14 protein-coding genes are annotated in these 11,778 nt (G+C 57.1%); 7 read left to right on the top strand and 7 right to left on the bottom strand.

The genetic code is table 11. The features are described 5' to 3' along the window. Window positions 1-185: 185 nt before the first annotated feature. The 5 genes from deoR to ACN1CO_RS12625 all read left to right on the top strand — a co-directional run bounded on the left by deoR (window position 186) and on the right by ACN1CO_RS12625 (window position 3,641). Window positions 186-950, top strand: coding sequence for a DNA-binding transcriptional repressor DeoR (gene deoR, locus ACN1CO_RS12645; RefSeq protein ID WP_419139510.1), 765 nt, complete (start codon window positions 186-188; stop codon window positions 948-950). 180 nt (window positions 951-1,130) lie between these two features. Continuing rightward, on the top strand, window positions 1,131-2,798 hold the full coding sequence (gene ettA, locus ACN1CO_RS12640) for an energy-dependent translational throttle protein EttA (protein WP_008925533.1): 1,668 nt from the start codon (window positions 1,131-1,133) through the stop codon (window positions 2,796-2,798). A gap of 63 nt (window positions 2,799-2,861) precedes the next feature. Continuing rightward, window positions 2,862-3,026: a YhfG family protein gene (locus ACN1CO_RS12635; protein WP_283546321.1), complete on the top strand. Its 165-nt coding sequence runs from the start codon at window positions 2,862-2,864 to the stop codon at window positions 3,024-3,026. A gap of 12 nt (window positions 3,027-3,038) precedes the next feature. After that, window positions 3,039-3,509, top strand: coding sequence for a Fic/DOC family protein (locus tag ACN1CO_RS12630; RefSeq protein ID WP_419139233.1), 471 nt, complete (start codon window positions 3,039-3,041; stop codon window positions 3,507-3,509). Between the two features lie 3 nt (window positions 3,510-3,512). Further along, a complete protein-coding gene (locus tag ACN1CO_RS12625; RefSeq protein WP_419139232.1) occupies window positions 3,513-3,641 on the top strand; it encodes a hypothetical protein in 129 nt (42 codons plus the stop codon). Here the strand turns inward: ACN1CO_RS12625 and ACN1CO_RS12620 are convergent. Next, window positions 3,622-4,518 (bottom strand): LysR family transcriptional regulator, encoded by an 897-nt coding sequence (locus tag ACN1CO_RS12620; RefSeq protein ID WP_135910184.1) that lies wholly within the window; start codon window positions 4,516-4,518, stop codon window positions 3,622-3,624. The two genes, ACN1CO_RS12625 and ACN1CO_RS12620, sit on opposite strands and share 20 nt — an antisense overlap. Window positions 4,519-4,613: 95 nt before the next feature. Between ACN1CO_RS12620 and ACN1CO_RS12615 the strand changes: the two genes are divergently transcribed. Continuing rightward, entirely contained in the window at window positions 4,614-5,615 is a 1,002-nt protein-coding gene (locus ACN1CO_RS12615; RefSeq protein ID WP_419139231.1) for a zinc-binding alcohol dehydrogenase family protein, read from the top strand. A 45-nt stretch (window positions 5,616-5,660) separates the two neighbouring features. Here ACN1CO_RS12615 and nadR read toward each other — a convergent pair whose 3' ends face one another. From nadR to serB, 3 genes are all read right to left on the bottom strand, one after another. Next, window positions 5,661-6,902: a multifunctional transcriptional regulator/nicotinamide-nucleotide adenylyltransferase/ribosylnicotinamide kinase NadR gene (gene nadR, locus ACN1CO_RS12610; protein ID WP_419139230.1), complete on the bottom strand. Its 1,242-nt coding sequence runs from the start codon at window positions 6,900-6,902 to the stop codon at window positions 5,661-5,663. 75 nt (window positions 6,903-6,977) lie between these two features. After that, window positions 6,978-8,360, bottom strand: coding sequence for a DNA repair protein RadA (radA, locus tag ACN1CO_RS12605; protein ID WP_003854897.1), 1,383 nt, complete (start codon window positions 8,358-8,360; stop codon window positions 6,978-6,980). Between the two features lie 13 nt (window positions 8,361-8,373). Then, window positions 8,374-9,351: a phosphoserine phosphatase gene (gene serB, locus ACN1CO_RS12600; protein ID WP_419139229.1), complete on the bottom strand. Its 978-nt coding sequence runs from the start codon at window positions 9,349-9,351 to the stop codon at window positions 8,374-8,376. Between the two features lie 107 nt (window positions 9,352-9,458). On the opposite strand from serB, the gene ACN1CO_RS12595 reads away from it, so the two are divergent. Next, on the top strand, window positions 9,459-10,109 hold the full coding sequence (locus ACN1CO_RS12595; protein WP_008925530.1) for a YtjB family periplasmic protein: 651 nt from the start codon (window positions 9,459-9,461) through the stop codon (window positions 10,107-10,109). Window positions 10,110-10,200: 91 nt separating this feature from the next. Here the strand turns inward: ACN1CO_RS12595 and yjjG are convergent, their stop codons facing one another. Genes yjjG through ACN1CO_RS12580 form a run of 3 tightly spaced genes read right to left on the bottom strand, consistent with a single transcriptional unit; the run spans window position 10,201 to window position 11,722 of the window. After that, the gene (gene yjjG / locus ACN1CO_RS12590; RefSeq protein WP_419139228.1) at window positions 10,201-10,881 is read right to left on the bottom strand and encodes a pyrimidine 5'-nucleotidase; all 681 of its coding nucleotides are present in this window, start codon (window positions 10,879-10,881) and stop codon (window positions 10,201-10,203) included. Window positions 10,882-10,899: 18 nt separating this feature from the next. Next, window positions 10,900-11,340 carry a ribosomal protein S18-alanine N-acetyltransferase gene (gene rimI, locus ACN1CO_RS12585; protein WP_419139227.1) on the bottom strand — a complete coding sequence of 147 codons (441 nt, stop codon included), beginning with the start codon at window positions 11,338-11,340 and terminating at the stop codon, window positions 10,900-10,902. After that, window positions 11,312-11,722 carry a DNA polymerase III subunit psi gene (locus ACN1CO_RS12580; protein WP_022625367.1) on the bottom strand — a complete coding sequence of 137 codons (411 nt, stop codon included), beginning with the start codon at window positions 11,720-11,722 and terminating at the stop codon, window positions 11,312-11,314. The genes rimI and ACN1CO_RS12580 overlap by 29 nt, the downstream gene beginning before the upstream one ends. Window positions 11,723-11,778 lie beyond the last annotated feature (56 nt).

The raw sequence follows: 11,778 nt of genomic DNA, 5'->3' as shown, positions 1-11,778 counted from the left end.
GCCTGTGGGGATGGGCGGGATCACCGCACGGCGGAGGTTTGCGGCCCTTACAGATTGCGGGTAAGATTGACTGCCAGCCTGGCGGATGAGACGCAACTCATTCAAATCTGTGAGGTTTGTCGCGTATTGACGTCGATTCCGGCGTTCTTGCTCCGCACTGCAGGATAGGTAACAGAGAGATGACCATGGAAACCCGGCGCGACGAACGCATTCACAAGCTGACGCAGGCGCTGAAACGCACCGACAAACTGCATCTGAAAGATGCGGCCCAGCTGCTGGGTGTCTCAGAGATGACGGTTCGCCGCGATTTAACCGAGCCAGGTTCCAGTGTGGTGCTGCTGGGCGGCTACATCGTCAGCGACCCGAAAAGTCATGCCGGTCACTATTTTGTCAGCGATCAGCATGGGCAGAATGCCGCCAGAAAGCAGCGGCTGGCACAGGCGGCGGCGAGCCTGATCAACGAGAACGATACGGTCTTTTTTGACTGCGGCACCACCCTGCCCTACGTCGTTGATGCTATTCCCGACACCCTGTCATTTACCGCCATCTGCTGCGCCATGAACACCTTTCTTACCCTGAAAGAGAAACCGGCCTGCAACGTCATCCTCAGCGGCGGTGAGTTTCATGCCGACAATGCGCTGTTTACGCCGATTGGCGTGCACACCATCCTGGACGATCTCTGTCCGACGCTGGCCTTTATCTCTGCCGCAGGCATCGACAAAGATCAGGGTGCCACCTGCTACAACACCAATGAACTGATGATGAAACATCACGCTATGCTGCGTGCCCGTTCGTGTGTGCTGGTGGCAGACAGCAGTAAATATGGCAAGGTGCTGCCTGCCCGCATCGCCGAGCTGCAGCGCTTTGATCTGCTGGTGAGTGACAGCGCGCCCGATCAGGCGTTGCAGAACTGGCTGGCACAGCAGGCGATACCGCTGCGCCTGCCCTGAGGCCTGCCTCTGCCTTATTGTCAGCGATTGAGCGCGGAAATCAGACAGTTATCCCACACGTTGTCCGGCATCACCGCCGTCAGGGCATTATTCGCCGCCCCCCGGCTGGGATTAAACGGTGAAAAAGGCTAAACTTCGACATCATTCCAACGACCAACAGACCCAGAGGCTCAAACCAACGTGGCTCAATTCGTCTATAGCATGCATCGCGTCGGCAAAGTGGTTCCGCCGAAGCGACATATCCTGAAAAACATCTCCCTCAGCTTCTTCCCTGGCGCAAAAATCGGCGTACTCGGTCTGAATGGCGCGGGTAAATCTACCCTGCTGCGCATCATGGCCGGCATCGATAAAGACATCGAAGGGGAAGCGCGTCCGCAGCCAGGCATCAAGATTGGCTACCTGCCGCAGGAGCCGCAGCTTAACCTTGAACACACCGTGCGCGAGTCGGTTGAAGAAGCGCTGTCAGAAGTGGTTGGCGCACTGAAACGCCTCGACGAAGTTTATGCGCTGTATGCCGAAGAGGACGCTGACTTCGACAAACTGGCCGCTGAGCAGGGCCGTCTGGAAGAAATCATCCAGGCGCATGATGGTCACAACCTGAATACTCAGCTGGAACGTGCTGCCGATGCGCTGCGCCTGCCAGACTGGGACGCAAAAATCGCCACCCTTTCCGGTGGTGAACGTCGCCGCGTTGCCCTGTGCCGTCTGCTGCTGGAAAAACCAGACATGCTGCTGCTGGACGAACCGACGAACCACCTTGACGCCGAATCTGTCGCCTGGCTGGAGCGCTTCCTGCATGACTTCGAAGGCACCGTCGTCGCGATTACGCACGACCGTTACTTCCTGGATAACGTGGCAGGCTGGATTCTGGAACTTGACCGCGGTGAAGGTATTCCGTGGGAAGGCAACTACTCCTCCTGGCTGGAGCAGAAAGATGCGCGTCTGGCGCAGGAAGCCTCTTCTGAAGCCGCTCGTCGTAAGTCAATTGAGAAAGAGCTGGAGTGGGTTCGCAAAGGGCCAAAAGGTCAGCAGTCTAAAGGCAAAGCCCGTCTGGCGCGCTTTGAAGAGCTGAACAACACGGACTACCAGAAGCGTAACGAAACCAACGAACTGTTCATTCCGCCAGGTGCCCGTCTGGGTGACAAAGTGCTGGAAGTCAGCAATCTGCGTAAGTCCTATGGCGACCGTGTGCTGATTGACGATCTCTCGTTCTCTGTGCCAAAAGGCGCGATTGTCGGGATTATCGGTCCGAACGGCGCGGGTAAATCAACACTGTTCCGTATGATGTCCGGTCAGGAACAGCCTGATTCCGGCAGCATTGTGCTGGGTGAGACCGTTAAGCTGGCCTCAGTCGATCAGTTCCGCGACAGCATGGATAATTCCAAAACCGTGTGGGAAGAAGTTTCCGGCGGTCAGGACATCATGCGTATCGGTAACACCGAAATGCCAAGCCGTGCCTATGTCGGCCGCTTTAACTTTAAAGGCGTCGATCAGGGCAAACGCGTGGGCGAACTGTCGGGGGGTGAGCGCGGTCGTCTGCACCTCGCGAAGCTGCTGCAGGTTGGCGGCAACATGCTGCTGCTCGATGAGCCAACCAACGACCTGGACATTGAAACCCTGCGCGCGCTGGAAAACGCCCTGCTGGAGTTCCCGGGCTGTGCGATGGTGATCTCGCATGACCGCTGGTTCCTGGACCGTATCGCGACGCACATTCTGGATTATCAGGATGAAGGCAACATCGAATTCTTCGAAGGTAACTTTACCGAATATGAAGAGTACAAGAAGCGTACCCTCGGCGCCGACGCGCTGGAGCCGAAGCGCATCAAGTACAAACGTATGACGAAGTAATGGTGTCAGAGGAGGCCCAGGCCTCCTCTCACTTCACCTGTTACGTTTTGAGGTCTGAACGCAATGAAGAAAAAAGCTGATCGGCCAGTAGCTAAAAAAGCGGAAGCGATTTATGAAGCGACTAAAGTCGCGAACTTTGCCGCAAGTTCACTGCTTGAAGGGATACGTATCTCAACAGATGCTGAATTTTCGACCCTGGAACAGGTTCGACGCCGCTATAAGCAGTAACAGGAGCCGAACGTGAATCGTTATCTTGTCTGGCGAGATCACTACTGCTATCCCGATTCCGATGTTCTGATTAATCGTTACGATATCCGTGATCAAACCCTGCTTGATCAGGCTGAGTGTGATGTTACCGCGCTGACCATTCACACCATTAAGCTCTCTCATCCCCCGTTTGCTCTCCAGTCTCTGTGCCACATTCATTACTGCCTGTTTAACGAGCTATATAGCTGGGCGGGAAAAGTGCGCGATATCTCAATCAGCAAAGGACAGACCCGATTTTGCCAGCCGACTTTTATTGTGAGTGAAGCGGAGAAATTATTTGCAAAACTGGCCTGCGAAAGATGGCTGGAGCAGGCTGACCATGAATCTTTTTGTCATCAGGTTGCCTGGAATTACTGCGAGCTCAACATTCTCCATCCCTTTCGGGAAGGAAATGGTCGGGCATTACGCATTCTGTTCGAACATATTATTCTTCATGCGGGCTAGCAGGTGAGCTGGGAAGGCCTGAGTGCCAGCGACTGGTTAGCGGCAAATATCGCGGGTTACCAGAGTGGCCCGGAAAAAATGGCGGCACTGTTCCTGCGCCACATTATGCCGGTCAGCGATAAAACTCCCTGAACACCGGTGACTGCAGCGCAAACTCAATAAAGCGCGCCAGCGCAGGTGAGTTCAGCTTACGGCCCGGATAGACCAGCCACAGCTCATTTCCCTCGATTTCCCATTCCGGCAGCACCGGCACCAGCCGGGGATCCGCCATCGCCCCATCAGTCAGAAAGTGCGGCAGCAGCGTAATGCCCGCATCGCCCAGTGCAGATTCGCGCGCATAAAGTAAATTGTCGGTGAGATGGCCCGGCGGCAGCAGCCAGCGGTAGAACTCGTCATCGCGCTGCAACACCCATTCATTCCAGGCGCGATGCGCAATACAGCGGTGGGCCGAGAGCTGCTGTGGGTGAAGCAGCGGTGGATGCTGATTAAGATAGTGCTGAGAAGCCACCAGCAGTCGCGGGCAGTTGCCTATCCGGCGGCCAATCAGCGAGGACTCCTGAGGCTGACCGGTGCGCAGCGCCACATCAAAGCCCTCCTGCACCAGATCGCGCATCTCATCGGAGATCGAGACATCCAGCGTCACATCGGGGTAAAGACGTAAAAATTCCGCGTTACAGCGCGCCAGCAGCGTAGCGCCAATGCCTGCCGGGCTGGTGATGCGCAGACGCCCGCTGGGATTTTCCCGCAGGCTGGCGATCGCCTGATCGGCGCGTTCACTGGCCTGCATCATCTCCTGGCAATGCAGCAGATAGCGCTCCCCGGCAAAGGTCAGGTTGAGCTGGCGGGTGGTGCGGTTCAGCAGACGAATCCCCAGCCGCTGCTCCAGCTGACTGATGCGCTGACTGACACTCGATTTGGGCAGACCCGCGCGTTCTGCCGCGCCGGTAAAGCTGCCGCATTCCGCCACCAGCGCAAACAGCGCCATATCCTGCCACTGACGAAATGCCATTGTTCACCTCAGACGAACACTCTATGAAAGATTGTCCATCTTATCACCGCTAAAATCAGGTTCTACACTTAAGACACTTACCAAGGAGAATCTTTATGTCTATTCGCGCTATCGCAGTTAATCCCGAAAATCCGGAAAACTTTACTGAAATTTTCCCTGAAACCCCAACGCCAGGTGAGTATGACCTGCGCGTTGAAGTCAAAGCCGCATCGGTCAACCCGGTCGATACCAAGGTACACAAAGGGGCGAAGAAGAACGGCTTACAGCAGCCACGCATCCTCGGCTGGGATGCCAGCGGCGTTGTGCTGGAAGTGGGCAGCTCAGTCAGCAACTTTAAGCCGGGCGATGAAGTCTTCTATGCCGGCGATCTGACCCGTCCCGGCAGTAACAGCACCGAGCAGCTGGTGGATTCACGCATTACCGGTCACAAGCCAGAGAGCCTGGACTGGGCGCAGTCAGCCGCGATCCCGCTGACGGCCCTGACCGCGTGGGAAGGATTGTTTGAGCGGCTGAGCCTGGAGACAGCAACGGAAGATCAGACCCTGCTGATCGTCGGCGGCGCGGGCGGTGTCGGATCGCTGGCGATCCCGCTGGCGAAACTGCGCAGCAAAGTGAAGATCATTGCGACGGCCTCGCGTGAAGATTCCGCCCAGTGGTGCCGTGATCGCGGAGCCGATCTGGTGATTAACTACAAAGATATGATTGGTGAACTGGAGAAACAGGGCATTAAGCAGGTCGATTATATCTTCTGCCTGAATGATACCGACGGTCACTGGGAAACGATGGCGAAGCTGATCGCTCCACAAGGCCATATCTGCACCATTGTAGAAAACGAACATCCGCTGTCGATGGATCAGCTGAAGCTGAAGAGTGCTGCACTGCACTTCGAGCTGATGTACACCCGTAGCATGTTCAACACGCCGGATATGGCGCGTCAGGGCGAGATTCTGGATGCGGTATCGGCGTTGCTGGATGAAGGTAAGCTGCAAACCACACTGAGCGAGACGCTGCACGGCCTGAGCGTAGAGACTTTAACCACCGCCCATCAGCGCGTGCTGGAAGGCCACATGCGCGGCAAAGTGGTGATGGTCTATTAATGCGCTGACCCGGCTGCCCTTCGGCTGGCCGGGTCACAGCATGCGTTACGGCTGGGCGTTTTTCTCGCCCAGCATCGCTTTGACCAGCTCAATGCAGCGCAGGAAACGCGTGTCATAATCATCTTCCTGCACGTGCAGGAATTCGATGTTGTTTTCACGCAGCATCGTCACCAGCATCGACTGAAACTCCCGTCGATCCACTGAGCTGCCCAGGCTGCGCAATCCATCCGCGACCCAGGGCACGTTGTTTTCCAGCAGAATCACCAGATCAAAGCGATATTCATCGATCAGGGCCTGCACAAAGGGATGTTCACGCCCTTCATACTTCAGACAAAACGCCTGCGTAGTGACAAAGTCGGTGTCGATAAACGCCACTTTATTGGCATATTTGACGGCAAAATCGATGTACTGCGCCTGACCCAGCGCGATCTTGTCGTAGTCAGAATATTGCAGCGCCATTTCGTCACCGCCCAGGTGGGAGAAGACATAGTCGCGGCCATATTCCCAGGCACTGGTGGTGTTAAAGATGTTGGCGAGTTTATTCACCAGCGTCGATTTACCGCTCGATTCTCCGCCGAGGATCGCCACGGTGCGCACAAAGAACGGTTTCACTTCGGTGGGAATGTAATCCCAGAAGCGGAACGGATCCTGACGAATCTGCGCGCCACTGATGCTCATAAAGGATCGGTTCGGATCGACCAGCACGGTCTGAATGCCAAGATGCTGCTGATACATCTCCGCGTCGGGCGCTTCGCTGGTATAGATGCAGTCCGGCGCAATACCATGCTCACTGAGGAAAGCGCTGACGCCTCTGCTCCAGACATCCCAGCCGTGCGGATAGGGCTCAATCCCCTCTTCATCAAAGGCGTGAATGCGGATATTTTTCTGATACTTAAAGGTCTGCAGCAGCCAGCGCAGGCGATCGCTGACCGTAGGCTGCTGTGACATCGCGCTGTTCTCAAACAGTTCGCGGTCACGCGGCTCGTCGTAACCCATGATGATATGCAGCTCATCGACCTGGCTACAGGCGCGCTGAATCAGATAGATATGGCCGGTGTGCAGCGGATAGAACTTACCAAACACTACGCCTACGGTTTTATCGCGGCGCGGAAACTCCAGCCCCAGAAAACGGTGCAGTGCCTCCAGCTTTTGCGCGCTGGGGCTTTTGATTTTGGCATTGAGCAACTGGCTCAGATAGCCTTTGGTCATGCCGCTGGCATCAGCGACCTGTTGCAGCGTATGGCCCTGCTGGCGAATAGCCGTTTTCAGATAATCAAACGACGACATGTCGTGCCTCCTGCATCAATGCGGTTAAAGTGGGAGCGGCCTGCCCGCGACTAAGGCAGACAGGCCACAGGCGCATTACAGATCGTCCAGAATCGCCAGCGCATCGGCCAGCTTCTTCGCGCTGAAAACCTGCATCCCGGCAATCGGTTTTTTCGGTGCATTTCCTGCCGGTACAATGGCGCGTTTGAAGCCATGCTTCGCCGCTTCAGAGATGCGCTCCTGACCGCTGGGCACCGGACGGATCTCACCGGCCAGTCCCACTTCGCCGAAGATCACCAGATCCTGCGGCAACGGACGATCGCGCAGGCTCGATACCATCGACAGCATCAGCGCCAGGTCAGCACTGGTTTCGGTGACTTTAACGCCGCCGACCACGTTGACGAACACATCCTGGTCCGCCATCTGCAATCCGCCGTGACGATGTAAAACGGCCAGCAGAATCGCCAGGCGGTTCTGCTCCAGACCTACCGCCACACGGCGCGGATTGCCCATCATCGAGTGATCGACCAGCGCCTGAATCTCCACCAGCAGCGGACGCGTCCCCTCCCACAGCACCATGACCGAACTGCCTGAGGTGACCTCTTCGCCACGCGACAGGAAGATAGCGGACGGGTTGCTGACTTCACGCATGCCCTGCTCGGTCATGGCAAAGACACCCAGCTCATTGACCGCGCCAAAGCGGTTTTTATGACTGCGCAGGGTGCGGAAGCGGGAGTCGGCATCGCCATCCAGCAGGACTGAGCAGTCGATACAGTGCTCCAGCACCTTCGGTCCGGCCAGCGAACCATCTTTAGTGACGTGACCGACCATGATGATCGCCACACCGCGCGTTTTGGCGAAGCGCGTCAGGTAAGCGGCGGTTTCACGCACCTGAGCGACGCTGCCCGGCGATGACTGGATCTCTGCCATGTGCATGACCTGGATCGAGTCGATCACCATCAGTTGCGGCTGCTCCTGTTCGGCGATCAGACAGATCTGTTCAATGCTGGTTTCCGACAGCATATTCACATTTTCGGTGGGTAATCCCAGACGATGGGCACGCATTGCGACCTGTTGCAGTGACTCTTCACCGGTGACGTAAAGGGTTTTCATGCCCTCTGACAACCGGCACATCACCTGCAGCAGCAGCGTGGATTTACCCGCGCCGGGGCTGCCGCCAATCAGAATGGCACTGCCCGGCACCACCCCACCGCCCAGCACACGGTCAAACTCTTTGAAGCTGGTCGAGAAGCGCGGTAACGCCTCCAGGCTGATTTCAGAGAGCTTCTGCACCCGGCTGGTTCCGGCACTGCCGGCATAGCCACTCAGGCGCTCGTTACGCGCAGCGGCGGGCGAGGCGGCAATGCGCACCTCGGTGATGGTGTTCCAGGCGTGACAGGCGCTGCATTGCCCCTGCCAGCGTGGGTAATCTGCGCCACATTCGTTACAGACAAATGCGCGTTTTGCCGCTTTGGCCAAATCAATACCTCAGTTAACGCTCTTCGTGGATCAGGCTGCCGGTGAGGATGCAGAACACCCCCATTAAATCGGCGTGGCGAATGGTGACCGCAGTCTGCTCATTCACCTTAGGTTTAGCATGGAACGCAATGCCCAGCGCTGAGGCTTTGATCATCAGCAGGTCATTGGCACCATCGCCGATCGCCACCGTCTGTTCTGGCGCGATGTCAAAACGCTGCGCCAGCTTCTTCAGGGTATCGGCTTTGTATTGTGCGTCGACAATCGGACCCAGCACGTTGCCGGTCAGTTTGCCGTCGCGAATTTCGAGTTCATTAGCCGCCACCGCCGACAGATGCAGCTTGTCGCGCAGGTAGTCGGCGTAGTAGGTAAAGCCGCCGGACGCGATGGCAATCTGCCAGCCCAGTGCCTGCAGTTTCTGCGTCAGCGTCGTTAAGCCTGGCATTAATGGCAGAGCATCACGTACCTGTTTCAGAATATTGGCGTCCGCGCCCTGCAGCGTGGCGACGCGCTGACGCAGGCTGGCGGTGAAGTCGAGTTCGCCGCGCATCGCGCGTTCCGTCACTTCCGCCACCTGCTCGCCGCAGCCCGCCAGTTTGGCAATCTCATCGATGCATTCGATCTGAATCGCGGTAGAGTCCATATCCATCACCAGCAGGCCTGGCGTTTTGAGATGCGGGATTTTGCCCAGCGGCGCCACATCCAGCCCGGCATCGTGCGCCAGTTTGCTGGCAAACGGCGTCAGCGATCCCGCCAGGCGAATCACCTGATACTCATCGACGTTCCAGGCGCTGACGATCACCATCGCAGCACCCAGCTGGTGCTGGTAATCTGTCAGCCGTTGCTTATCCAGCCCGCGGCCATACAGCAGCCAGCCGGTGCGGCCAGCGCGATAATCCAGCGGCATCACTTCATCACCGCTAAGAGAAAGGGGCAAACCCGGCCAGAGGGAGACATCGGCGGGAAGATCGCACCAGGTTAAACGATTTGGCATCACAGCTCCTGTAGGGACAACAAAACCACGCAAGAGGCTACCTTGTCTGCGCCGCTTCTGGCAACATAATCTCCAGGCTTTCTGTTGTGATATGACCCGGATGATTAATGGCTAAAACCGCACTGAAATTTCGCTTACATCGTACCGTGATCGTTCTTATCTCGATGGCGCTGCTGGTCGTGCTGATGCAGGGCGCATCCTGGTTCAGTCTCGGCCATCAGGCGGCGCGCTCTGAACAGGTCGAGGAGCTGGCGCATACGCTGACCAGCCAGGTGGCGTTTAGTCTTAAGCCGTTGATGGACAACAGTGAGAATAACCGTACGCAGATAGAAGCCATTCTTAATCAGATGACGGCCAACAGCCGTATTCTGGATGCGTCGGTGTATGACGGCGACGGCAGCCTGGTGGCGCACAGCGGTGAAAACATCAATGTGCGCGATCGGCTGGCGCTCGATGGTCAGCGCGCGGGCAGCTATTTCAACCATCAGATTGTGCAGCCGCTGGCCGGAAGCGATGGCCCGCTGGGCTTTTTGCGCGTGACGCTGGATACCCACGTGCTGGTCACCGACTCGCATCAGGTCGATAACACCACCAATATTCTGCGTCTGATGATGCTGCTGGCGCTGGCGATCGGCATTATCCTTTCCCGCACCCTGCTGCGCCACCGCCGCACCCGCTGGCAGCAGTCGCCGTTCCTGCTCACCGCCAGCACCCCGGTGAAAGAGGATCGGGATGAGGACGACGAGAAGAAAGAGTAGCGCGCCTGCGCTGCGGTAAAGATAAAACGAGAAAGGCCCGCGGTGCGGGCCTTTTTTATGGGGAAGTTGCGGATTTGCGAGGCAGCTTCCGTCAGCCGATCAGCAGCGCTTCCAGCTCACCCAGCGATTTGACCTGCCAGGTCGGCCTGATGTTTTCCGGCAGCGGCCGGGTGCCATGATCGAGCCAGCAGGTTTTCAGGCCAGCGTTCATGCCGCCCAGAATATCGGACTCTGGCGTATCCCCCACCATCAGCACCCGCTGACGATCCGGATTGCCCATCAGCTCCAGCGCGTAATCAAAGATCTCTTTCGCCGGTTTTGGCAAGCCAACCTGCTCAGAGATCACCAGCACCGGGAAGTAATCGCGAAAACCGGTGCGCTCCAGACGCGTCTGCTGCAGCGCGGTAAAGCCGTTGGTAATGATCCCCATCTTTACCTTGCCATGCAGCTGATTCATCAGGCTGACCGCACCCGGCAGCGGCGTGCAGATCTCGCCCATCGCGCTGAGGAAGCCGCTGTTGAGGATCTCTGGCGCCACGCTGAGCTTTTCGCTCCAGTGGTTAAAACGCTGAGTCTGCAGCTGTAACGCTGAGATGGTGCCGTTCTGATAATCGACCCACAGCGGCTTGTTGATCGCCTGATAATCGCTGTAATCCTGGTCGGTGAACTGCACATCATAACCGGCGAACAGACGCTGCAAACCGGCATAGGCGTCGAAATGGAACAGGGTATCGTCCGCATCAAACAGGATGCAATCCCAGTTATCTATCATTAAAGCTCCTTAACACCACTACGGCGTCAGGGCCATGAGAATGGCATCTTCACGGCCGCTGGCGGTGGGATAATAGTTGGGACGACGACTGACCTGATTAAATCCAAGCTGCTCATAGAGCGCGATGGCGGGCAGGTTCGAGGCCCGCACTTCCAGCCACAGCGTCAGCACGTCGCGTTTGATCAGCTCATCGATCAGATGCTGCAACAGCTGGCGGCCAAAGCCCCGGCGCTGAAAGGCAGGATCGACCGCGATGTTAAACAGCGAGGCTTCGTCCAGCACCACCTGGGTAATGGCAAAGGCGACCATTTGGCCATCGACATCGAGACGTAAATTAATAAAGCGCTCGCCCTGATTGCTGGCAAACGTCTTTTCACTCCAGGGAAACGCGTGACTACGACACTCAATGGCGAAGGCCTGCGCCAGATCGTCAGGGGTGAGTAAAGAGATGGCTGTCATGGTTACACATCTGTTGCCAGAGCGCGCGTTTGGCGACGCCGCTGCTGATCAGTTCATTGAAGGAGGCGCTGGTTAATGCCACGCCATTGAAAGTCTGTTCGCTCTCTACGCCGAGCAGCCAGCCCGCGCAGTTCAGCGTCTCCGGCAGCATTTGCAGCTGATCCGGCGTTACGGTCATTACCTGAGCGGGTTGCAGATTGAGAGCATGCAGCACGTCGCGCATCAGCGGCTCATGCAAACCGGGCGGCGCGTCAGCGACAATAATTAACTGCGTGTCCGGTGCCAGCGTGACGGCAATTTCGCCCTGAAGCACGCGCGGGCGGCGCAGTTGGTACTGCGTAATTCCCATTTGCTGTAAAAGCCAGTCGCGCCTGGACGTCATGGTGTTACCTGTTCTGCTGCCTGAATGCGACGCTATGCTAGCAAACCCATCGAACA

This window comes from Pantoea sp. R13S299 (assembly GCF_048515925.1).
Lineage (GTDB): Bacteria > Pseudomonadota > Gammaproteobacteria > Enterobacterales > Enterobacteriaceae > Pantoea.
Note: the sequence above shows the minus strand (reverse complement) of the source record. Positions and strands in the feature narration are given on the sequence as shown.

Coding starts and splice junctions, on each gene's coding strand:
- deoR (WP_419139510.1), top strand. CDS start 186: ATGGAAACCCGGCGCGACGAACGCATTCACAAGCTGACGCAGGCGCTG.
- ACN1CO_RS12635 (WP_283546321.1), top strand. CDS start 2,862: ATGAAGAAAAAAGCTGATCGGCCAGTAGCTAAAAAAGCGGAAGCGATT.
- ACN1CO_RS12620 (WP_135910184.1), bottom strand. CDS start 4,518: ATGGCATTTCGTCAGTGGCAGGATATGGCGCTGTTTGCGCTGGTGGCG.
- ACN1CO_RS12615 (WP_419139231.1), top strand. CDS start 4,614: ATGTCTATTCGCGCTATCGCAGTTAATCCCGAAAATCCGGAAAACTTT.
- nadR (WP_419139230.1), bottom strand. CDS start 6,902: ATGTCGTCGTTTGATTATCTGAAAACGGCTATTCGCCAGCAGGGCCAT.
- serB (WP_419139229.1), bottom strand. CDS start 9,351: ATGCCAAATCGTTTAACCTGGTGCGATCTTCCCGCCGATGTCTCCCTC.
- ACN1CO_RS12595 (WP_008925530.1), top strand. CDS start 9,459: ATGGCTAAAACCGCACTGAAATTTCGCTTACATCGTACCGTGATCGTT.
- yjjG (WP_419139228.1), bottom strand. CDS start 10,881: ATGATAGATAACTGGGATTGCATCCTGTTTGATGCGGACGATACCCTG.
- rimI (WP_419139227.1), bottom strand. CDS start 11,340: ATGACAGCCATCTCTTTACTCACCCCTGACGATCTGGCGCAGGCCTTC.
- ACN1CO_RS12580 (WP_022625367.1), bottom strand. CDS start 11,722: ATGACGTCCAGGCGCGACTGGCTTTTACAGCAAATGGGAATTACGCAG.